Raw genomic sequence first — 21,245 nt, forward strand, 5'->3', positions numbered from 1 at the left:
TAGTGGAAACGTGCAGGATCTTCACAGGCTGGAGAACTTGGCAATCCCGTCCGCGGACCACGGCCCACCTTGGGGGCGGCGTCTTTTCGCGCTGCATTGCGCTGCCATCGTCTGCCGCGCCCCACCGTGGAAACTGTCCCTCTGGTGGCCGCAAGCCTCGGTCGCTACGTTGATCGCCCTTGGTATCAATGAAGATCGATGGAGGCGAGCATGGCCGGGAAGTTTGAGATCACGAAGGACAAGGCGGGCAAGTTCCGGTTCCGGCTAAAGGCCGGCAACGGTGAGATCATCGCGGTATCAGAGGCTTACGAGACGAAGGCCAGCGCGAACAACGGCATCGAGTCGGTCAAGAAGAACGCGCCCGACGCTGCTGTCGTTGACTTGAGCGAGTGATTCGGTAGGGGTTAAGTCAGGGCGACCTAACCTCGCTGGCGCGACGCCCGCACCAACGATCAGGCCGACCGCCTTGGACCGCGGCATTCGTCTCGGCGTGGATGTCGCGTGCGTGGCTGGCCCGGCGGGATAAATGTGGGTGGGGTGCGATTGCATTCGCAGCAGAGTCTGATTCCTGCCTAGCGGTACCGCGTCGCGCACGCCGAGCCCCATGTTGGAACGATGTGACCCCATGGGTGACTTCAGTGCGCTGCCCGGCACCGCGATCGTCGTCGGCGGCAGCGGCGGGATCGGGACGGCGATCGTCGCGATGCTGGCCGCGCGGGGGTCGCGGGTGGCCTTCACCTACTACGGCAATGAAAGCAAGGCAGCCGAAATCGCTACCGGTGACGTCAGCGCGCAGCGGCTGGACATCACCGACGCCGCGGCGGTTCGGCGGGTGATCGATTCGTTCGCGGAGCAGGCCGGCGGGGTGCACACCGTGGTCCACGCTGCCGGATCCCACGTGCCCATGCGTCACCTCAGCACCGTCGAGCCGGATCGCTTCGATCAGCAGCTCGGCACCGATGCCGGCGGCTTCTTCAACGTCGTCGCGGCATCTCTCCCGCACCTGCGGAGCTCAAAGGGCAATCTGGTGGCGGTGACAACCGCGGCGACGCGGCGCTTCGCCGTGCGGGACGGACTATCGGTCGCCCCCAAAGCCGCGATCGAGGCTCTGATCCGCGGTATCGCCGCCGAGGAGGGCAGATTCGGGGTGCGCGCCAACTGTGTCGGCCCCGGCATGCTCGTCGAGGGTAACGCGCAGCGGCTGATCGCCGACGGCGACCTCGACCAGAAGGCGCTCGATGCCGCGCGCCGTAACACCCCCTTGGGCCGCTTCGGCTCTGCCACCGACGTCGCCGAAGCGGTGTGCTTTCTCGCCTCGCCGCGGGCGGGGTTCGTGACCGGCCAAAAGCTCGATGTAGACGGAGGTTACGGTGTCTGATCGGCGGGCCGATATCCATGCGATTCGCGATGTGGTCGCACTGTATTGCCGTGGCGTCGACCGCCTCGACCTCGACCTGGTGCGACAGGCCTACCACCCTGACGGGATCGACCACCACACCGGTTTCGACGGGACGGTTGAGGAGTTCGTGCCGTGGCTCCGTAAGAATCTTGAGTTCATCGCGGGGACAATGCATTTCATCGGAAACCATCATGTCGACTTCGCCGGCGATGATGTCGCCGTCAGCGAGACATACTTGATGGCAACGCATTGGGGCCGCCCCGACCAGGATCAGCGAGCCAACTTCACCACCGGTGCACGCTACGTCGACCTGATGGAACGCCGAGGCGGCCGATGGGCGATCGCCGAACGCTGGGCCGTGCGCGAATGGACCCGTCCTGATGTGTTCGTCCCAGCCGAACGTCCCGGCCCCCGCGGCCGGCGCGGCGCTGACGATCCGCTGTCCGTCCTCCTGAAACGCTTTGACCTGTAGGTTGTGCGAGTACCCTCACCACACCATGGCGGTGAAATGGTTCGATGAGCCTGAAGGACACGACTATGACGCTGCGGCGAACTACCTGAGCATGCTCGCCGAAGACGCCACCGTGGCAGCGACAATCACGGCGCTGAAATCGGCGAAGCCGGTGTACCGCGAGGCGAAAGACATCCTGCGCGCGGCCCGTCTGACGCTGTTGCCCCCCGACAACCCACACGTCCGCTCGGACCTGGACAAGATCAACCACGGTAAGAAGCTGTCGCCGATTCTGCTGGTGCGCGGCACGCCGGCCGATGCCCTGCAAATCGCCGACGGATATCACCGCGTGTGCGCGAGTTACCTCACCGACGAGAACACCCCGATACCGTGCCGGCTCGCGTCGTGGGTGTCCAAGACGTGAGTTTCGGCTTCTCCACGCTGGCACTCGTGGCGGTCGTCGGCATGGCCGGGCCGTTGCTCGCGTCGGTGCCGCGGCTGCGCATCCCGGTAGTCATCGGTGAGCTCGCGGTGGGATTGCTCATCGGCAGAACCGGATTCGGCCTCGTCGACCCCGCTGATCCGACCTTCAGTCTGCTGGCCGACATCGGGTTCGCGTTGGTGATGTTCGTAGTGGGTACCCACGTCCCCATCCGGGACGTCACCCTTCGGTCCTCGATTCCGGGGGCGGTACTGCGGGCCGTCCTCGTCGGTGCGGTGGCAACGGTGATCGCAGTCGGACTGGCAGGAGCGTTCCACACCGGGCATGCCGCGGTGTACGCGGTACTGATGGCATCGTCGTCGGCGGCACTGGCGTTGCCGGTCATCCAGGCGCTCGGCATCGATGGTCCTTCAGTGCAGGGCGTCACCGCGCAGATAGCGATCGCTGATGCGACGTCGATCGTGTTGCTGCCCTTGGTTATCGACCCGGATCGTGCCCTGACCGCTGCCACCGGGGCGGTTGTGATCGCGTTGTGCGCTGCGGTTCTGTTCGCCGCGTTGTGGTGGTCTGATCGGCGTGGGCTACGCAAGCGAATGCACCGCTATTCCCAGCGGCACGGCTTCGCACTGGAGCTACGGACCAGTCTTATCTCACTGTTCACGCTCGCCACGCTCGCGGTCGCTACGCACGTGTCGATCATGCTGGCCGGTTTCGCGCTCGGTCTTGCGGTCAGGGCGGCGGGGGAGCCGCGCCGATTAGCGCGCCAGCTGTTCGGCATCACCGAAGGGCTGTTCGCTCCGCTGTTCTTTGTCTGGCTCGGGGCCTCCCTACAAGTGCGCGAGCTCGGCGACCGTCCCGCCTACATCTTGCTGGGCGTCTGCCTTGGGGTCGGGGCGGTGCTGGCGCACTCCGTGGGCCGGCTGACCGGCCAACCCCTGGCGCTGGCCGCGCTGGCAGCGGCCCAACTCGGGGTTCCGGTGGCTGCGGCCACTCTGGGCACCCAGAACCACCTGCTCTCGCCGGGCGAACCATCGGCGCTGATGCTCGGTGCGCTGCTGACGATCGGGGTCACTTCGGTGGCCAGCGTGATTGCGGCGCGCCGCCAGCCGGTGCCACCGGTTCAGCCGACACCGCCGGCTCCGCCGCCGGCGTAACTCCAACACGTGTGCCGGGTGCCCGCTGCGGGTAGCCGACGTCTATGACCGCATCGAACACCGCCGAGACTCACCCCGACGAGGCACCCCGGGCGCGGCTGTGGGTCAACTGGCTGCTGGCGTTGTCCACGATCCTGGGCGCGGTGGCTGTGCAGCTGTTCGCCATGGGCGCGGTGATGAGTACTTCGGCGTGCAGCGCCCCCAACTGCCCGAAGCCAAGCGGATTCATCTACGGCCTGCTCACCTACGGCGCGCCGGTGGTGGCAGTGGCCGCCATCGTGGTGACGTTCTTCACCGCGGGGCGCCGACGCGGGTTTCTGGTGCCGCTGGTGGCGTGGCTGCTGCTGATCCTGGACGTCGCGATCCTGACGGCAACGTTCTCCTAGCTCGGTGGCACGAACCCGTCCGTAGGCGGCGTGGGCGCAGGCGCGACGGGCGGCGGGACCGCCGGGTAGGACGACGGCGAGACCGCCGGATACGACGGCGGGGGCACCGAAAAGTTCGGCGGCGCGGCCGGCCCGGACGGGCGCAGCCGGGCCAGTTCGCGGCGGTGCCGCTCGGCGAGTACGGCCGCGAGTACGTACTGCGGTGGGACGCCTGGCGGCGGTGGTGGTGAAATCCGGCTGGCGATATCGCCAGCGATCCGGTACGCCATCTCGTTACGCACATCGGGCGCCAATTGCGGTGCTCGAGCGAGGAATTGGCGTGCCAGCTCAGCCTGTTCCGGCGTCAGCGCGGACAACTCCAGCGACGACGCCCACCAGGTAAGTGCGGGCGGCATCACCGGCGGAGGCGGCAACTTCGGGCCTCGCTCGCTGATCACCACGGTGCCGGCGAACACATCGCCGATGCGCTTGCCGCGCGGCGAGATAAGGCTGCAGATCACGGCGGGGCCGCCCGTCAGCATCCAGATCTCCACGAACCCGGCAAGGGCGCGAAACAGGGCCTGCCGGAACCGTTCCGGGCCGCCGTCGTCGGACACCACGCGAAGGCCCATGGCCATTTTGCCGAGCGTTCTTCCGCGGGTGGCGGTTTCGAACGCTACGGGGTAGCCGACGATCACCAGCACAGTGAAGATGATCAGGACCGCGGCGGACAGCGCCTCGTCGAACTGGGTGATCGTGGTTGCCCACAGAATCACGCCGATGATGTAGCCGATGATCATGACGGCGATATCGATCAGCGCACTCACGGCCCGCACCGGCAGCTGCGCGATCTGTACATCGAGGACGACCGCGTCCCCCGTCACCACGGTCTCGGACACCATGCCGACCAACGCTACTAGCATCGGCCGGATGGACGTCGACGCTTTCGTGCTGGCTCACCAGGACACCTGGAAGCGGCTCGAGGAGCTGGTGAAGCGGCGCCGCCGGCTGTCCGGTGCCGAGGTGGACGAACTCGTCGAGCTCTACCAGCGGGTCTCCACCCATCTGTCGATGGTCCGCTCGGCCTCGTCGGACTCCGTTCTGGTCGGGCGGCTGTCCAGCCTGGTGGCCCGCGCTCGGGCCGCTGTGACCGGCGCGCACGCCCCGATGTGGCATGAGTTCGCCCGATTCTGGACGGTCTCGTTCCCGGTGGTGGCCTACCGGGCGTGGCGGTGGTGGTTGGCCACGGCTGTCCTCTTCTTCGCGGTGGTGGTGATCATCGGCATCTGGGTCGGCGGCAGCCACGAGGTGCAGTCGGCGCTGAGCACGCCCGAGGAAATCGAGCATCTGGTCAATCACGACTTCGCCTCGTACTACAGCGAGAACCCGGCCGGCTCGTTCGCGTTGCGGGTATGGGTGAACAACTCGTGGGTGGCCGCCCAGTGCATCGCGTATGCGATTCTCCTGGGCATCCCGATCCCGTGGGTGCTGTTTCAGAACGCCGCCAACCTCGGCGTCATCGGCGGGCTGATGGTCGACGCAGGCAAGGGCGACGTGCTGTTCGGGCTGCTGATTCCGCACGGGTTGCTGGAGCTGACGGCGGTGTTCCTGGCCGGGGCGGTCGGCATGCGGCTGGGCTGGACAGTGATCTCACCAGGTGATCGGCCTCGCGGCCAGGTGCTTGCCGAGCAGGGCCGGGCAGTGGTGGCAGCCGCGGTGGGGCTGGCCGGCGTGTTGCTCGTGTCGGGGTTGCTTGAAGCGTTGGTGACGCCGTCGCCGCTGCCGACCCTCGTTCGGATCGGTATCGGGGTGGCCGCCGAGGTCGCGTTCCTCTCCTATGTCGTCTATTTCGGCCGTAAAGCCATCCGCGCGGGGGAGACCGGAGACGTCGAGGATGCCCCCGACGTCGTGCCCACCGGATAGGCCCTAGAGGCGGCCGGTGGCCTTCATCGCCAGGTAGCGGTCGGCCAGGGCCGGCGCCAGCTCTTCCGGCGGAGCGTCGACGACCTCGACACCCTTGTGCCGTAGCCGGCTGGCGATGGTCCGGCGATCATTGCGTGCGCGCTCGGCTGCCGCCGCGTCGTAGACCTGGGCGGCGTCCGCGCGGCCGACCGCGAGTTCGTCGACGCGCGGATCGGATACTGCCGCCACGATCACCTTGTGTTTAGCCGACAGTTGCGGCAACACCGGCAGTAGGCCCTCGTCGAGAGCCGAAGAGTTGAGGTCGGTCAGCAGCACCACCAGTGCGGTGCGGCGCACCCGTCGCTGTACGGCGGCCACCATCGCGGTCGCATCCGATTCGATCAGCGCCGGCTCCAACGGCGCCATCGCCTCGACCAACTGGGCCAGCAGCTCGGTGCGGGAGGCGCCGAACACCGCTGCGCGGGTGAGCCGGTCGTGCGCGAGGAAGTCGACGTGGTCGCCGGCGCGCGCGGCCAGTGCGGCCAGCAGCAGTGCGGCGTCCATCGACCAGTCCAGCCGCGGCCAGCCACCCGGGTCGCGGGCGGTGGGATCCACGCCCACCCGGCCCGCCGAGGTGCGGCCGGTGTCGAGCACGATCACCACCCGCCGGTCGCGTTCGGGTCGCCAGGTACGGACCACCACATCGGCGCGACGCGCAGTGGCCCGCCAGTCGATCGAGCGGACGTCATCGCCCACGACGTATTCACGCAGCGAATCGAATTCGGTGCCCTGGCCTCGGATCAGTACGGGCAGCAGCCCGTCGATCTCACGCAACCGGGCTAGCCGGGACGGCAGATGTTTACGCGACAAGAACGGCGGCAGGATGCGTACCTGTCCGGCGACGGGGTGCGACCCCTGCCGGCCCGCCAGGCCGAGTGGCCCGATCGAGCGGACGGTCACGCCCTCAGAACGCAGGTCGCCACGGCGAACCGGCCGCAGCAGCGTTGTGACGGTGACGGTTTCATCGGCGCGAACACCGAGGGTATGTGCGCGGGGTTCGGCACAGGCGCTTGGTGGCCAGGCATCGCGAAGGGCGCCGCGGAACCGGCGGGCGCCGGCATTGTGGACACGCAGGACGGCGTCCACGGGTTGACCCAGACGTGCCGACGTGTCACCGGCCCGAGTCAAACCCAGCGCACGTGGGCTGCCCGCCAATGCCACGTCGATGACCACCACCAGCAGCAACACCAGCAGCAGAACAACGAAAGTCGTTGCAGGCCAGGGTGACAGCGCAATCGGAAGCACGCCCAACAGGGCGATGAGGCCGGTGCGTCCGGTGAGGACCACTAGCGTGGCACCGGCACCGTGGCCAGGATGCCGTCGAGCACGCCGTCGGGTGTCGCTCCTTCGAGTTCGGCTTCCGGGCGTAACCCGATCCGGTGGCGCAGCGTCGGCCGGGCCATGGCCTTGACGTCGTCCGGGGTGACGTAGCCGCGGCCCGACAGCCACGCCCACGACCGTGCCGTCCCCAGCAGTGCCGTGGCACCGCGTGGCGACACCCCGAGCTGCAGGGACGGCGAATTCCTTGTCGCGCCGACGATATCGACGATGTAGCCAAGCACCTCCGCGGCGACCAGTACCTGCTTCACCGCCGCACGGCCCGCGGCCAGTTCGGTCGGGCCGGCCACTGGGCGGATCGCACTCAGGTCGCGCGGATCAAACCCGCCGGCATGCCGGGACAGGATCGCGATCTCCTGATCACGCGGCGGCAGAGGTACGTTCAGCTTCAGCAGGAAACGGTCCAGCTGCGCCTCGGGCAGTTGATAGGTGCCCTCGTACTCGATCGGGTTCTGGGTGGCGGCCACGATGAACGGATCCGGGAGCAGCCTAGGCTCGCCGTCGACACTGACCTGGCGTTCCTCCATCGCTTCGAGCAGGGCCGCTTGGGTTTTCGGTGGAGTTCGGTTGATCTCGTCGGCCAGCATGAGGTTGGTGAACACCGGTCCCTCACGAAAGACGAACGCAGCGGTCTTGGCGTCATACACCAGCGACCCGGTGACATCACCGGGCATCAGGTCGGGCGTGAACTGCACGCGCTTGAATTCCAGCTGCAGAGCGGCGGACATCGCTCGCACCAGCAGCGTCTTAGCCACGCCCGGAACGCCTTCCAGCAGAACGTGACCCCTGCACAAGAGGGCGATCACCAGCCCGCTTACCACGGCGTCCTGACCCACGACGGCTTTACCGATTTCGCTGCGCAGGGCCAGCAGCGCCGCACGGGCCGCATCGCTCTCGGCGGTGGAGGGGGGAGATGGGGCAATGTGCGTCACGACTTCGTGACCTGCCTTTCGATGTCGTCGAGTGCGTGGGCGAGGTGGAGCAGGTCGGAATCGGTGGGTGGTGGCGGGCCGAATAATAGGTGGTGCACGGTGTTGGCATCTGCGCCGTAGTGGGCAGCGACCGCGTCCAACACTGCGGTGGGAGAAGCGTTGGGGCCCAGCCCCAGTCGTGGCATGAGCCGCTGCAATGTTGCGGTGCGCAGCGCTTCGGCCGCTTGGCCGCGCGCCCGGCGGGACCGGTAGAGACGGGCGCGTCCCTCGACGGTCTCCGAGGCGCGCACCACCACGGGCAGCTTCTCGGCGACCAGCGGACCCAACCGGCGGCCCCGCCATACGGCCAGTAGCAGCACGACCAGGCACAGCTGCCAGACGATCCAGGTCACCGTGTCGGGCATCAGGTCGGTGAGCGTCGTGCCCCCCGCGACGCTGTCGCCTTCGGCCTGCTGCGGCGCGTACCAGATCAGTCGCGGCCGGTTGCCGGCGAGGTTCATCGCCAGCGCGGCATTGCCCTCTTGGAGTAACCCGCCGTTGGTCATGAAGTCCGCGCTGCCGACGACGGTGACCGTGCGGCCGTCGGCGTGGTAGCGCACCAGCGCCCCGCCGTAACACCGGGTCAGGTCGGCGTCACCGGCCTTCTCGTAAGTGTCGGTGGATCCCAGTTCCACCGTCCCGGCCCGATTGGCCTCCGGCAGATCGCAATCGGGCTCCATGGTCAGCATGCTGGCGCCGCCGAGCCGGACGTCGGGGGCCAACGCCTGCCGGGCGCGCGACGTCGGTTCGAGCAACAGCCGGTCGCCGGGAACGTCGGCCAGTCGGCCCAGCAGATCCGTACCCCGCGTGTAGTAGGTTTCGGCCGCCAGAAGCAGCGTGTCCGGTCGGGCCGCACGCTCGACGTCGGCCACATTGGTCGCGACGATGACGTCGACGCCCCGGTCCCGAAGCAGAGTCACCAGTGCGTGCGCGCCGTCGGAACTGGTGGACTCCGGATCCATCCGCCCACCCGGGCGTGCGGTGGTGAAGTAGGCCCCGATGGCGGCGACGGCCGTTATCACGATCAGCGCCAGGGCAATCCAGCGTCCGGTCTGCCAACGCTGGCCGATGGTGGTGCTCACCGCAGCGGAGCCCAGGTGTCGGTGATAGCGGTTGCGGTCACGTCGGCCCCGCTCGGGGCGGCGTGCCGGCGCAGTGCCTCGTCGAGGTCGGCGACCATGCGATAGTTGGGTTCGGTGCCGGGGCGCTCGCCATAGGTGACGTCGTTGAACACCGTTGCCGCGCGCCGCAGCTCGCCGGAGAATGCCGGCAGCAGCTCACCGGCGTCGCGGGCTAGCTCGTTGGCGGTGCGGCCCGGCACCGGGTTGAGCATCCCGGTTTCCTCAAGCTGGCGGCCCACCGCTCTAAGCCGGTGCCGGATGGCGGCAGCCCAGTCGCCCTGGGCCACACATGCTTGCGCTGTCGCGCGATGCTCGGCCGCACTGAGTTCACTCACGCCGAACAGACCGGCGTCGCCTCCCCGGTTGGTCCGCATCGTGCTTCTGGCGATCCGCACCGCCACGATGAAGGCCACCAGCACCACAATGGCCAGCACCGTGATGGTCAGCCAGCCACCGGGGATGGACGACCCTTTGAGGATCAGCCGGTAGATGAGCTCCTCGATCCAATCGCCGAGCCGGTCCATCAACGACGACTTGGGGTAGATCGGCTTGGCCAGTTCACGTTGGGCCGCCTCGTGGGCAGTTTCGCGGTCAATATCGATGGTGGGCATGGTGTTCCGGCGTCACCGAGACGGGGTGAGCCACAGGTTGTCGGCGGTTACGGTATCTGCGGGCCCGGCGTTGGCCCCGGTCTGCAGCACCAGATCGAACGCCTCGGCGCGGATGCGGGTATCGGTGTAGAGCAACACCACCACACCGGCGGTGAACGGCGCGGTGACGATTTGGCCAATGGCGCCGCCGATGGCGATCAGTGTGGTCGCCAGGACGATGGGTCCCGCGGTCGTCTCCCCGAGTAGCAGCACCTGCCCGGCGATGCTGAACGGCACCGAGACCGCTCCGGCGATCACCGCGGCGACCAACGCGGCGAGCAGCCGGATGCCGATAACTCGCCAGAAGTGGTTGCGCACCAAGCCGAACGACCGTCGGATTGACGCCATGATGGGCTTTCGCTCCAGCACGACTGCGACCGGCGCAAACGACAGGACGGTGTACAGGTAGGTCAGCGCGGCGATCAGCCCGAGCACCAGCGGAATGCCGACGATCGCCGCGGCGGTGCCGCTGGCGGCCACCCCGACTCCGATGATCACACCCACGACCACCCCGGCCAACAACAGCGCGGCCAGGATCTCCAGCGCGCTGAAACCGAGTAGCGCAAGCAACCGGCCACGCACCCGCTGCCATGCTTCGCCGACGGTGATCTTGGAGCCGAACACCGCCCGCCCGACAACGACGGTGAGCATGCCGGACAGCAGTATTCCGCCCAGGAAGGTGGCTACCGCGCCCGTGAGGCTGGACAGGACGGAGCCCACCAGCACCGGTGTGGACAGCTCCTCGCCAGTCTCGCCGGCGACCTTTCCGCCCATGGAGATGATCGGACCCAGTTGCAGGACCAGCGCCAGGATCTGAGTGATCACCACGACGACGGTCGTCAGGCCGAGCGTGGGCTTGGGGTTGGCCCGGATGTAGCCGACAGCGCCGTTGAAGATGTCGCTGAGCGACAGCGGGCGCAGCGGAATGACACCCGGTTTGGCCGCGATCGGTACCGGGGCCCCGTATCCGGGCGGTGGATACCCGGACGGGCCGTAACCCGGGGGCGGATAGCCCGGTGGGCCGTAGCTCGGGGGCGGATAGCCCGGCGGCGGGTATCCGGGTGGCCCGTACCCGGGCGGGGGGTAGCCGGGTGGCCCGTAACTGGGCGGCGGGTAGCCCGGTGGCGGGTAGCCGACGGCCGGCCCAGGCGGTGGATACCCCGGCGCCGGGAATGGTGGTTGATCAGGCCATCCGGGCGGGGGGCCAGGTGGTGTGGTCACCGGTCAACGCCCCCGACGTCGTTGCTCATGAGCCCATCCTGTCGAGCGACGGGTTATTTCTCAACGTCCCGCCCATCTCGGTCGCGTAGCGTTTCCCCCATGGCGGAGCTCAAGGATCGGCTGAGATCAGATCTCACCGAAGCGATGAAGGCCCAGGACAAGTTGCGGACCGCGACGCTGCGACTGCTGCTCGCGGCGGTCCAGACCGAGGAAGTCTCGGGCAAGCAGGCGCGTGATCTCTCTGACGACGAGGTACTCAAAGTGCTGGCCAGGGAGTCCAAGAAGCGCAGCGAGTCCGCCGAGATCTACACCCAGAACGGTCGCGGTGAGCTCGCCGCCGAGGAGCACGCCGAGGCCCGGATCATCGACGAGTACTTGCCGACCCCGTTGACCGACGCCGAGGTGGCCGACGTGGCCGACACTGCGATCGCCCAGGTGGCCGAGGAGATCGGCGAACGCCCGTCGACCAAGCAGATGGGCTTGGTGATGAAGGCGGCCGCCGAAATCGCCGCGGGCAAGGCCGACGGGTCGCGGCTGTCGGCGGCCGTCAAGGCACGCTTGTAGACGTGCCCCGTTTCACCGGGTAAACCTGGGGTACCCGTGGCGCATGACACGCTTCGGATACACCCTGATGACCGAGCAGAGCGGTCCCAAAAACCTTGTGCGTTATGCCGTTTCGGCGGAGCGCGTCGGCTTTGACTTCGAAGTGTGCAGCGATCATTTCTCGCCCTGGCTGACAACCCAGGGGCATGCGCCCAACGCCTGGACGTTGCTCGGGGCAGTCGCCCAGGCCACCGAACGGGTCGCCTTGTACACCTACGTGACCTGCCCGACGATGCGATACCACCCTGCCGTCGTCGCGCAACAGGCCGCCACATTGCAGATCCTGGCAGACGGCCGATTCATCCTCGGGCTGGGCGCCGGCGAGAACCTCAACGAACACGTGGTCGGCCAGGGCTGGCCCACCATCCAGCGCCGCCACGACATGCTCAGCGAGGCGATCGTGATCATCCGGCAGCTGCTCAGTGGGGAGCTCGTCGACCACAAAGGCGAGTACTTCCAGGTTGACTCCGCCCGTATCTGGGATGTCCCCGACGAGCCGGTCACCATCGGTGTCGCCGTGTCCGGCGAGCGATCGCTGGATGCGTTCGCCACCATGGGTGACCACATGATCGCCGTCGAGCCGGACACCAAGCTCGTCGACGGCTGGCACGCTGCCCGTCAGGCCACCGGCCTGCCGGCGGGCGGCCGGGTGATCGGGCAGATCCCGATCTGCTGGGATCCCGACCGTGACGCCGCCGTCACGCGGGCTCATGAACAGTTCCGCTGGTTCGGGGGTGGCTGGGCCGTCAATGCTGACCTGCCTACACCCGCGGGCTTCGCCGGCGCCACCCAGTTTGTCAGCCCGGACGCGGTTGCCGAGAACATCCCCTGCGGGCCCGATCTGGCTGCCATCGTCGAAGCGGTGAGCCCCTATTGGCAGACCGGATTCACCGACATCGCCTTGGTGCAGATCGGCGACGAGGGACAGGACGAGTTTCTGGCGAACGCCGCCGGACCCCTGCTGGACAAACTCCGCGAAGCGGCGAACTGAGCGCGTGACGCCCACCACTGCGAGGTTGAAACCGATTTCGCAGGGTAATCAAGCCGCCTATGACTGATTGGACGTCCGACGAAGACGACCACGCCGACTACACGGACGATCACCAGGAGGAGCGCAGAATCGACCGACCCGCGGCCAAGCTCACGGGCAACGACGACATGCGTGAGATTGCCCCTGATGTGGCCGATACACCCGACCAGGAACCCCCCGACTGACATCTGAAGTTGCAGTGTTCCTCGGGTTTTAACGAGGCGGTCAGCGGGCATCTAGTGCCCAACGCCGACGTACCAACAATGCGTGGGCGATTGCTCGAAAGGCCAACATTGACCATTCTTTTTCCCGACGTCCGCGACGCAGTGAGTGTCGTATCGGGTGTCTATGCACCGCAACATGATTCACAGTTGTTGATCGAGGCGATGACACGTAGCGGTGCATTGGCGGGTCGTCGGGTGCTGGATCTGTGTACGGGAAGCGGCGCCGTGGCTATCGCGGCCGCGCAGTTGGGTGCCTGCAGTGTCACCGCCCTCGATGTCTCCTCGCGGGCCGTCGGTTGTGCCAGGAACAACGCCGTCGAAGCCGGCGTCCACATTGACGCGCGAGTGGGCACCTGGGTCGAGGCATTGGTGGCCGGGCCCTTTGACGTGGTGGTGTCGAATCCGCCCTACGTTCCTACGAGCCCGGATGCTCACCTGGAGGACATCTCCGTTGACATAGGACCCGCGACAGCGTGGAACGCCGGTGCCGACGGCCGTCTGGTGCTGAACCCGCTGTGCGACGGCGCGCCGGAATTGCTCACCGAGGGCGGCTCGATGCTGATCGTGCAGTCCGAGTTCGCCGACACCGAGCAGTCGCTGAAGCGCCTTCGTAGCGGCGGCCTGCGCGCCGAAGTTGTTCTCAGTCAACTCATTCCGTTTGGCCCGGTGCTGCGGGCGCGGGCGAGGTGGATGGAGAGCATCGGCATGCTTCCCGTCGGCCGGCGGGAAGAGGAAATCGTGGTTATCCGCGCGGAGAAACGATGAGCGGGGATGACCCCCGGCACATTCGGATCGTTTCCGGCGGGCCGATGATGGTTCAGGGTCCGGTGCGCATCGAAATGCCTGACGGAGCCGTCATCGAATCCGACCGATTCATGGTCGCCATCTGTATGTGCCGGCGCAGCAAGACTTATCCGCTGTGCGACACCAGCCATCGGCGTCGCGAGCGCATCTGCGACGACCCGTCAGTCCAGCGGCCTGCGTAGCGAGCTACGCCCGCTGGTCCAGCACCGCATCAGGTGATCGGCAAGTCGATCCTCCAACAGCTCATGTGCCCGGATGCCGAAGACGATATCGTCGTTCAAGGCCGGTTCCCGGCTCACCAGGTCGCCGACGACATCAGTGCGGACCACCTGCTCGTGTACGGCGTCAGCCTCGACATGTTCGCGATAGAACCGCGTGCAGATCTCCGGTGCGCCCAGGCGATCCAGCGCGTCGACGAGGCGGCGCGATCCCGGCGACGAGGTGATCTCGGTGGAGGCGAAATGCCCGATCGCAGCACCGCGATGCGCGCGATGCAGGCCGAACAGAGACATCAAGTTGACCAAAGCCAGCGACACAGCGGGCACGGCGTCGATGTAACCCAGATACGAGGCGTCCAGGCCCGCCGCGACCATCAGATCGGCGAACAGTTGCTGGTGCACGAGATCTCCTCGACCGCCGCCGAATTCGTCGAACTCGATGGCCACGAACGCGGCCTTGGCCTGGCCGGTCAGCCGGGGGATGGCCCATGCGTGCGGGTCGCCCTCCTTGAGGTGATACATCGAGCGGTGTACGAAGTACTCCTGCATCTGCTCCCACGTTCCGGTGCTGCGCAAGTAGTACGACGGGCCGGTGCCGTCAACGGGTTCGACCGACAGCCGCGCCATCTCGGACGCCGCGGAGTCCTCGGGGCTGATATCGGCGACGTCGCGTTGCACGGCGGACAGGAACGATTCCTCGAGCTGACCCCGCAGATATAACAACCCGGGGTTCCACTCCCACGCGGGATCGACGCCGTCAAACCCGCGGTAGTGCAGCTCGTAGCAGACGTACAGAGCGAGTTGCAGGTCGATGCCGAAAGGGTCGGCTTCGCGCACCGGAGCTTCGACGCGATGAAGATAATTTCGCGGCGCTCGCTCGGTCAGGAGGTCGAGGACAGCCAGCGAGAGAGGCCCTCGAGCTTCCGGCAGGCGGGGTTCGAGGGCAATAGGGGCCAGTGTCACCCATGGCGTGTTCCCGGAACCCGGGCGGACCTAAACCCCGTGCGCCACATTAGTTGCGGCCGCAAGCGGCGATCAGAGCGTCGGGGTCTGTGACACTGATCAGCAGGGTGCGCAGTGTCGTCGAGACGCCGATGATCGTGGCCTTCACCGGCGGGTCGACCGTCAGCTCGACGACGCCCTTCGAGGAACCGTTGACCAGCCACCGCCCACGAAAGCCATGGACACCCCAGCCCAGGAAAGGACCCTTGGCCGGCTTGGCTTCGGTGATGGATGTCAGCGGGATGTCAGCCGAGAAGCCCCAACCCATCGACACGTGCAAGCGGCCGTCGGCGACCTTCACGTCGCTGCGGCCGGGACCGAGGCCCAGCGACGTGGCCAGCGGTTTGTACCAGCTGTCGAAACGGATCTCCGTCATGGTGGCGACGATAGTGCTTCGACCAGCGGCGCGATAGGTAGAAGTACCTCGTTGTAGCGTGGGTTTTCTCGACACCGAAGGGCGCTCAATCAATGGACGCAGATGTCATCGTGGTCGGGGCCGGCCTGGCCGGTCTCGTCGCCACCCACGAACTGACCAGCCGCGGCAAGAAGGTCGTGCTGATCGACCAGGAGAACGAGGCGAACCTCGGCGGGCAGGCGTTCTGGTCGTTCGGTGGGCTGTTCCTGGTGGACAGCCCCGAACAGCGGCGCCTGGGTGTCAAGGACAGCTTCGAACTGGCGTGGAACGACTGGTCAGGCAGTGCCCAGTTCGACCGGATCGACGACGAGGACAGCTGGGCGGTGCGCTGGGCCCGCGCCTACGTCGAGTTCGCCGCGGGGGAGAAGCGCTCCTGGCTGCTCGGACACGGCATCACGTTTCTGCCCACCGTCGGCTGGGCCGAACGCGGCGACCTGCGCGCCGACGGACACGGCAATTCAGTGCCGCGCTTCCACGTCGCCTGGGGTACCGGGACCGGGGTGGTGGAGCCGTTCGTCAAGTCTGCATTGGCCGCCGCAGACCGCGGGCTGGTGACATTTCGGCACCGGCACCGGGTCGACGAAGTGGTGATCGCCGACGGCGCCGTCACCGGTGTCCGGGGTACGGTGCTGGCTCCCGACGACGCCCCCCGTGGCGCTCCGTCCAACCGCGAGGCTGTTGGAGAGTTCGAATTCTCCTCTCAGACCGTCATTCTCACCACCGGGGGCATCGGCGGAAACCACGACGTCGTGCGACGGTACTGGCCGCAGCGGATGGGCAGCGCGCCACGGGAGATGATCACCGGCGTGCCCGCCTACGTCGACGGCAGGATGCTCGACATCGCCGCCGACTCCGGGGTGCGCACCGTCAACCGGGACCGAATGTGGCACTACACCGAGGGCGTGCGGAATTGGGATCCGATCTGGCCGGCTCACGCCATCCGGATCCTGCCGGGGCCGTCGTCGATGTGGTTCGACGCGTTGGGCCGACGGTTACCTGCGCCGTACCTGCCCGGCTACGACACCCTGGGAACGCTGCGTTACCTGCGCACCACCCCGGAGATTGCCGGCTACGACCACAGCTGGTTCATCCTCACCCAGAAGATCATCGAGCGGGAGTTCGCCCTGTCGGGTTCCGAACAGAATCCGGACATCACCAACAAGGATCGCGCCGGGTTCCTCAAAGAGCGGTTGCTGACCAAGGGCGCGCCCGCGCCGGTGGAGGCCTTCAAGCGGCACGGTGCGGATTTCGTGGTCGCCGACGGGCTCGACGAACTGGTGGCGAAGATGAATGCGCTTACCGACGAACCGCTGCTCGATCCCGGGCGCATCCGGGCGCAGATCGAAGCCCGCGATCTGCAGATAGCCAACCCCTACGCCAAAGATGCTCAGGTACAGGGGATCCGCAACTCACGGCGGTACATCGGCGACCGGATCGGCCGCACCGCCGCCCCGCACCGCATTCTTGACCCGGCGGCCGGGCCGCTGATCGGGGTGAAGCTGCACATCTTGACCCGAAAGACCCTTGGCGGTATCCAGACCGATCTGTCGTCGCGGGCGATCGGTCTTGACGGCAATCCGATCGACGGCCTGTACGCGGCGGGCGAGGTGGCCGGATTCGGCGGCGGCGGCGTGCATGGTTACAACGCGCTGGAGGGAACGTTCCTCGGTGGCTGCCTGTTCTCGGGTCGCGCCGCGGGTAGGGCAGCAGCGACGGCATTGTGATAGCCAGGCGGGGATGCCGGCCGGAGCCGGTGCTGACCGCGGCGATCGAAGCTGCCGAGGCGGCACGCTCGCACCCAACCTGAACTGAGTCTTTGCAGTTGCTGGCATATTTGACTACGGCGGCAATATGGAGGGATGTCTATCTGGGCTGAGGCCCGATAGTATGGCTTCATCAGGAAGGGGGCCGACATGAGCCTTCGACACACATCGCTTCGAGTGGTCGCTGCGACATCGTTGTCGCTGGGGGCGCTGTTTGCGGCGGCTGGCACAGCGTCAGCCGCCCCTCAGCCGGCTGACCAAGGGTCGGATCTGCAGACGTACCTCGACAGCTTGACGAGCACGTACAACAAGACCATCGGTCGTTCGGTTGATGAGGCCCGTCAAACAGCCCAGGACCAGGCGGCGCAAAACATCGGGCTGGCGATCGGGGTACCGATTGCCAATGGTGCGATCGGCGGCACTACCGCCGTGGCCGGAAGCGTGGGCTCCGCTCTGGTGTACTCCGCATTTCAGAGCGGTTGGAATCCGTTCAGCAGCCTGACCTCTGTGTCAACTCCGTCCGCACTCTCGGCCGCAGCCACTCCGTCAGCACTGTCAGCCGCCTCGTTGCCGGCAGCCGCCTCGTTACCGGCAGCCCCTGCGTTGCCGGCGGCCCCTGCGCTGCCTCCGCCGCCGGCGATTGGACCGCCACCGCTGCCGCCGCCACCGGCTTTGCCGCCGCCACCGTGGATTCCGTTCCTGCCGGGCTCACCGCCGCTGCCGCCGCCACCGGCTTTGCCGCCGCCGCCGGCCTTGCCGCCGCCGCCCTTCTGACGCGGAGTCGATTAGTTCACCCCCGGGCCTCCTGGCCCGGGGGTGAACTATTTCTTAGACTCGCCAGGGTTGACGCTCGGTGAACGCAGTGCGAAATTGAGTGCGATGACTAGGGCGTTGGACGAAACGACGCAACTCGGGGAAGTCGTTGAACGGCTCGCACTGAGTTACCCGAGGCTGTCGTCATCGACCATCGCGGAGGTGGTCGATGAATTGCGCGCCCGTTTCAACGGCGCGCGAATCCGTGAGTACGTTCCGCTCTTGGTCGAGCGGCGAGCGCATACGGCGCTGACCGAACTCAACGTGTCCTACGAATAGTCCTGGGGCGCAACCATTCTTCGGATGAACCGATCGATGCCATTGGAGGCGCTGACGCTGATAAACGGCTGAGTAATGGCGCTGAGGTCGTTGGCGCACTCGTATTCGCCGTTATGGGCACGTGGCCGGTGTTACGTTCGCGCCGTGGCTGCAGCAGCGTTCGTGGGGCGAATCGGACGGCTTGCCGCCGTCCTTGGTGTGGGGGCGGGGATTCTTTTTGCCGCGCAAGGTGTCGCATCAGCGGATACCGGGTCGTCGTCGGCCGGTGCGGCGTCATCCTCGTCGGCCGGTGCGGCGTCGGCCGCATCGAGCGCACGGTACAAGGCACGCACGTCGACCAATGGGCAAGCGGTGATGTCGATTTCGAAACCCGCGACCGCGAACCAGCTCCCCAAGGCGCCGAATGACGTCGTGACGGCACTTACGGTGCTGGGCGTCACCCGTCGCGACGATGAGGCGGGCGTTTCTTCTGCAACTTCAGTTGCAAAACCCTCTGACACAACGTTTTTGGTCAATCGTGCGACGTCGGCCCGAGTGACTGCGAAGCCGGTAGCGGTGGTCGCGGCCGACACGCCGCCCATCGACGAAAGCCTGTACACCGGCCCGCCGCCGACGCTGGTGCAACGTGCGGTGGTGGCCGGGTTGCGTCTCATCAATTTCGTGACAAAGACCTTGAATCTGCCGTTCAGTCTCAGTGGTACCAGCGCGCAAATCCCGTTCTTCACCGACGGTGTGCCTGACTTCTTCCTGCTGTCCGGAATCAAGGCACAGAAGACCGAATACGAGGGCATGGCCGTGTGGACGCTGACGCCGCGCGATCCGAGCGGTCAATACGTTGTGGCCATTCACGGCGGCTCGTTCATCGGGCAGATCAGCATCTTCCACTGGTGGACCTACACCGACATGGCCCGTGGCACGGGCGCGACCGTCGTTGTCCCGCTCTATACCCTTGCACCGCTGGGGAATGCGGCAACCGACATTCCCGTCATGGCCGATTTCATCAGCGCGCAAGTCGCCGCGCACGGCTCGGACAACGTGAGCGTGGTCGGCGACTCGGCCGGCGGCACCATTGCGCTGGCCGCCGCCCAGGAGATCGTCAAGCGCCGCGGCATCCAGCCTCATCGTCTACTCCTGCTGGCGCCGGCCCTCGACTTGGCGGACACGTTCGACAACCCGGTGGATGACCCGCTGCTTGGCAATCCCGCCGATTCGCACGGCAACAACGTGCTGAGCTGGGCGGGCGACCTCGATCCGAGCGATCCCCTCGTCAGCCCGATTTACGGCTCGCTGGCGGGTCTGCCGCCGACCACCGTGTACACGAGTTCGAGGGATTTGCTGACCCAGCAGGCGCTGCGCCTGCGTGACAAGGCCATCGCGTCGAGTGCTGACTTCACGTTCGTGCTCCGGGAAGGTCAGTTCCACGACTGGACGATCTTTGCGCCGCTGCCCGACGCCTACCGGGAGCGGTCCGGCATTTATCAAGCCCTCGGACTGTGACGCGCGGACACAAGTAAAAAGGCCTCGACCGAATTACTCGATCAAGGCCCTACTGCGAAACACGAGTCGGGGTGGCGGGATTTGAACCCACGACCTCTTCGTCCCGAACGAAGCGCGCTACCAAGCTGCGCCACACCCCGCGTGAAGCCACGACAGCGTATCGCAATTGACCCGTGAGAAGCCAAACGGCCAGTTTGGCCCGAGCGACCAACTCGCGTCGTGTCGCGGGATGGATCGGGGCTGTCGGTGGCGTTATGCACACTGTCGGTGCGAACAGATGCGCCGAGCAGCGAAAGGTGGAGCGGATGATGACCGCTTTGGGGGCCGTTGTATACGGGGGATTTTTCCTGCTAGCTGCGCTGTGGCTGGTCGTGACCGGCGATTACGACGCTGTCGACGAGCCGGACCAGACCCACCCGCAGGAGCGTTCGAATTCGGCCAGCGCGCCGGCATACACGCTCGGGTCGAGGTCGTGAGCCGCTAGCCAGTCGGCGTCGTAGTAGGTGTCGGCGTATCGGTCGCCGCTATCGGCGATCAACGTGACCACCGAGCCGCCCACCCCGGCAGCAACCATTTCGGTCAGCAAGCCGAACGCACCCCACACATTGGTCCCCGTCGATGGGCCTACCCGGCGTCCCAATACCCGCGATACATGATGGGCCGCCGCGACCGACGCGGCATCGGGAACGCTGACCATTCGGTCGACGATGTCAGGCAGAAATGACGGCTCTACTCGCGGTCGACCGATCCCCTCGATCCGCGACGGCCTCGCGGTGACGATGTCGGGCCGGCCCTGCGCGTAGGACGGAAAGAACGCGGAGTTCTCCGGGTCGACCACACACAGCTTGGTGTCGTGGCGCCGATACCGGATGTAGCGCCCGATGGTGGCGCTGGTGCCGCCGGTGCCCGCGCCCACAACGATCCAGGTGGGCACCGGATGACGTTCATTGCCCATCTGCTGGTAGATCGATTCGGCGATGTTGTTGTTGCCGCGCCAGTCGGTCGCTCGCTCGGCATTCGTGAACTGATCCAGGTAATGCCCGCCGGTCTCGTCGGCGATCCGCTGCGCCTCGGTGTAGACGTCACCGGGCCGCTCAACGAAGTGGCACCGCCCACCCTGCGCTTCGATCAACTTGACCTTCGAGGCGCTGGTCGATGCCGTCATCACCGCGACGAACGGCAGGCCCAGTAGGGCGGCGAAATACGCCTCCGATACCGCCGTCGACCCGGAGGAGGCTTCGACGACGGTGGTGTGTTCGCCGATCCAGCCGTTGCACAGCCCGTACAGAAACAGTGAGCGTGCCAGCCGGTGCTTGAGGCTGCCGGTGATGTGCGTCGATTCGTCTTTCAGGTACAGCGCGATATCGGCGCCGGCGCACCACGACATCGGCAACGGGTAGCGCAGTAGGTGAGTGTCGGCACTGCGCCGGGAGTCGGCCTCGATCAGCCGAATGGCGTTGTCCACCCAGTCGCGGGGACGGGTATGAGCGGCGACGGTCATCATCGCCGGGTGCTACAGCAGG

Annotated in this window: 25 protein-coding genes and 1 tRNA gene; 16 read left to right on the forward strand and 10 right to left on the reverse strand. The window is 66.7% G+C overall.

Annotated features, from left to right (window positions below; translation table 11 throughout):
* The first annotated feature begins 210 nt into the window (after positions 1 to 210).
* The 6 genes from G6N38_RS13095 to G6N38_RS13120 all read left to right on the forward strand — a co-directional run bounded on the left by G6N38_RS13095 (position 211) and on the right by G6N38_RS13120 (position 3,832).
* Entirely contained in the window at positions 211 to 393 is a 183-nt protein-coding gene (locus G6N38_RS13095) for a YegP family protein (protein WP_163747963.1), read from the forward strand.
* A gap of 232 nt (positions 394 to 625) precedes the next feature.
* The gene (locus G6N38_RS13100; protein ID WP_163747964.1) at positions 626 to 1,378 is read left to right on the forward strand and encodes an SDR family NAD(P)-dependent oxidoreductase; all 753 of its coding nucleotides are present in this window, start codon (positions 626 to 628) and stop codon (positions 1,376 to 1,378) included.
* Positions 1,371 to 1,871, forward strand: coding sequence for a nuclear transport factor 2 family protein (locus G6N38_RS13105; RefSeq protein WP_163747966.1), 501 nt, complete (start codon positions 1,371 to 1,373; stop codon positions 1,869 to 1,871). Before G6N38_RS13100 ends, G6N38_RS13105 begins: the two co-directional genes overlap by 8 nt.
* Before the next feature lie 25 nt (positions 1,872 to 1,896).
* On the forward strand, positions 1,897 to 2,274 hold the full coding sequence (locus G6N38_RS13110; protein WP_163747967.1) for a hypothetical protein: 378 nt from the start codon (positions 1,897 to 1,899) through the stop codon (positions 2,272 to 2,274).
* Between the two features lie 41 nt (positions 2,275 to 2,315).
* Positions 2,316 to 3,446 (forward strand): cation:proton antiporter, encoded by a 1,131-nt coding sequence (locus G6N38_RS13115; protein ID WP_246228010.1) that lies wholly within the window; start codon positions 2,316 to 2,318, stop codon positions 3,444 to 3,446.
* A gap of 44 nt (positions 3,447 to 3,490) precedes the next feature.
* A complete protein-coding gene (locus tag G6N38_RS13120) occupies positions 3,491 to 3,832 on the forward strand; it encodes a hypothetical protein (protein ID WP_163747969.1) in 342 nt (113 codons plus the stop codon).
* Here the strand turns inward: G6N38_RS13120 and G6N38_RS13125 are convergent.
* A complete protein-coding gene (locus G6N38_RS13125; protein ID WP_163747971.1) occupies positions 3,829 to 4,713 on the reverse strand; it encodes an RDD family protein in 885 nt (294 codons plus the stop codon). The two genes, G6N38_RS13120 and G6N38_RS13125, sit on opposite strands and share 4 nt — an antisense overlap.
* A 28-nt stretch (positions 4,714 to 4,741) precedes the next feature.
* Here G6N38_RS13125 and G6N38_RS13130 point away from each other — a divergent pair, with 28 nt between their 5' ends.
* Entirely contained in the window at positions 4,742 to 5,734 is a 993-nt protein-coding gene (locus tag G6N38_RS13130; RefSeq protein WP_163747973.1) for a stage II sporulation protein M, read from the forward strand.
* Between the two features lie 3 nt (positions 5,735 to 5,737).
* On the opposite strand, the gene G6N38_RS13135 is transcribed toward G6N38_RS13130, so the two are convergent.
* Genes G6N38_RS13135 through G6N38_RS13155 form a run of 5 tightly spaced genes read right to left on the reverse strand, consistent with a single transcriptional unit; the run spans position 5,738 to position 11,074 of the window.
* Positions 5,738 to 7,060 carry a DUF58 domain-containing protein gene (locus tag G6N38_RS13135; RefSeq protein ID WP_163747975.1) on the reverse strand — a complete coding sequence of 441 codons (1,323 nt, stop codon included), beginning with the start codon at positions 7,058 to 7,060 and terminating at the stop codon, positions 5,738 to 5,740.
* Complete coding sequence (locus G6N38_RS13140) at positions 7,060 to 8,043, reverse strand: AAA family ATPase (protein ID WP_179968518.1); 984 nt, start codon at positions 8,041 to 8,043, stop codon at positions 7,060 to 7,062. Before G6N38_RS13140 ends, G6N38_RS13135 begins: the two co-directional genes overlap by 1 nt.
* A complete protein-coding gene (locus tag G6N38_RS13145; protein ID WP_163747977.1) occupies positions 8,040 to 9,164 on the reverse strand; it encodes a DUF4350 domain-containing protein in 1,125 nt (374 codons plus the stop codon). Before G6N38_RS13145 ends, G6N38_RS13140 begins: the two co-directional genes overlap by 4 nt.
* Entirely contained in the window at positions 9,161 to 9,814 is a 654-nt protein-coding gene (locus G6N38_RS13150; RefSeq protein WP_163747979.1) for a DUF4129 domain-containing protein, read from the reverse strand. The genes G6N38_RS13145 and G6N38_RS13150 overlap by 4 nt, the downstream gene beginning before the upstream one ends.
* A 12-nt stretch (positions 9,815 to 9,826) precedes the next feature.
* On the reverse strand, positions 9,827 to 11,074 hold the full coding sequence (locus tag G6N38_RS13155; RefSeq protein WP_163747982.1) for a DUF7847 domain-containing protein: 1,248 nt from the start codon (positions 11,072 to 11,074) through the stop codon (positions 9,827 to 9,829).
* A 99-nt stretch (positions 11,075 to 11,173) separates the two neighbouring features.
* Here G6N38_RS13155 and G6N38_RS13160 point away from each other — a divergent pair, with 99 nt between their 5' ends.
* From G6N38_RS13160 to G6N38_RS13180, 5 genes are all read left to right on the forward strand, one after another.
* Positions 11,174 to 11,638: a GatB/YqeY domain-containing protein gene (locus tag G6N38_RS13160; protein ID WP_163747983.1), complete on the forward strand. Its 465-nt coding sequence runs from the start codon at positions 11,174 to 11,176 to the stop codon at positions 11,636 to 11,638.
* A gap of 43 nt (positions 11,639 to 11,681) precedes the next feature.
* Positions 11,682 to 12,668 (forward strand): LLM class F420-dependent oxidoreductase, encoded by a 987-nt coding sequence (locus tag G6N38_RS13165; RefSeq protein WP_163747985.1) that lies wholly within the window; start codon positions 11,682 to 11,684, stop codon positions 12,666 to 12,668.
* Between the two features lie 59 nt (positions 12,669 to 12,727).
* Positions 12,728 to 12,892 (forward strand): hypothetical protein, encoded by a 165-nt coding sequence (locus G6N38_RS13170; RefSeq protein WP_163747987.1) that lies wholly within the window; start codon positions 12,728 to 12,730, stop codon positions 12,890 to 12,892.
* Positions 12,893 to 13,000: 108 nt separating this feature from the next.
* Entirely contained in the window at positions 13,001 to 13,696 is a 696-nt protein-coding gene (locus G6N38_RS13175) for a HemK2/MTQ2 family protein methyltransferase (protein WP_345229305.1), read from the forward strand.
* Positions 13,693 to 13,917, forward strand: a complete 225-nt coding sequence (locus G6N38_RS13180) for a CDGSH iron-sulfur domain-containing protein (protein WP_163747991.1) — start codon at positions 13,693 to 13,695, stop codon at positions 13,915 to 13,917. Before G6N38_RS13175 ends, G6N38_RS13180 begins: the two co-directional genes overlap by 4 nt.
* On the opposite strand, the gene G6N38_RS13185 is transcribed toward G6N38_RS13180, so the two are convergent.
* Both G6N38_RS13185 and G6N38_RS13190 read right to left on the reverse strand, forming a co-directional pair.
* Positions 13,897 to 14,916, reverse strand: coding sequence for an iron-containing redox enzyme family protein (locus G6N38_RS13185; protein WP_163747993.1), 1,020 nt, complete (start codon positions 14,914 to 14,916; stop codon positions 13,897 to 13,899). The genes G6N38_RS13180 and G6N38_RS13185 overlap by 21 nt on opposite strands.
* A 49-nt stretch (positions 14,917 to 14,965) precedes the next feature.
* The gene (locus G6N38_RS13190; protein ID WP_163747995.1) at positions 14,966 to 15,331 is read right to left on the reverse strand and encodes a hypothetical protein; all 366 of its coding nucleotides are present in this window, start codon (positions 15,329 to 15,331) and stop codon (positions 14,966 to 14,968) included.
* 92 nt (positions 15,332 to 15,423) lie between these two features.
* Between G6N38_RS13190 and G6N38_RS13195 the strand changes: the two genes are divergently transcribed.
* The 4 genes from G6N38_RS13195 (at position 15,424) to G6N38_RS13210 (ending at position 19,722) form a co-directional block, all read left to right on the forward strand.
* Positions 15,424 to 17,094, forward strand: coding sequence for an FAD-binding dehydrogenase (locus G6N38_RS13195; RefSeq protein ID WP_163747997.1), 1,671 nt, complete (start codon positions 15,424 to 15,426; stop codon positions 17,092 to 17,094).
* Between the two features lie 189 nt (positions 17,095 to 17,283).
* Complete coding sequence (locus tag G6N38_RS30370) at positions 17,284 to 17,907, forward strand: hypothetical protein (protein WP_179968519.1); 624 nt, start codon at positions 17,284 to 17,286, stop codon at positions 17,905 to 17,907.
* A 105-nt stretch (positions 17,908 to 18,012) separates the two neighbouring features.
* Positions 18,013 to 18,225 (forward strand): three-helix bundle dimerization domain-containing protein, encoded by a 213-nt coding sequence (locus tag G6N38_RS13205; protein WP_163747999.1) that lies wholly within the window; start codon positions 18,013 to 18,015, stop codon positions 18,223 to 18,225.
* Positions 18,226 to 18,579: 354 nt separating this feature from the next.
* A complete protein-coding gene (locus tag G6N38_RS13210) occupies positions 18,580 to 19,722 on the forward strand; it encodes an alpha/beta hydrolase (protein ID WP_246228012.1) in 1,143 nt (380 codons plus the stop codon).
* Between the two features lie 66 nt (positions 19,723 to 19,788).
* Here the strand turns inward: G6N38_RS13210 and G6N38_RS13215 are convergent.
* Together G6N38_RS13215 and cds1 are read right to left on the reverse strand one after the other, a co-directional pair.
* Positions 19,789 to 19,862: transfer RNA gene (locus G6N38_RS13215), tRNA-Pro, on the reverse strand.
* A 242-nt stretch (positions 19,863 to 20,104) separates the two neighbouring features.
* Complete coding sequence (gene cds1 / locus G6N38_RS13220) at positions 20,105 to 21,226, reverse strand: L-cysteine desulfhydrase Cds1 (RefSeq protein ID WP_407662972.1); 1,122 nt, start codon at positions 21,224 to 21,226, stop codon at positions 20,105 to 20,107.
* Between the last annotated feature and the right edge of the window lie 19 nt (positions 21,227 to 21,245).

Source organism: Mycolicibacterium helvum, assembly GCF_010731895.1.
Lineage (GTDB): Bacteria > Actinomycetota > Actinomycetes > Mycobacteriales > Mycobacteriaceae > Mycobacterium > Mycobacterium helvum.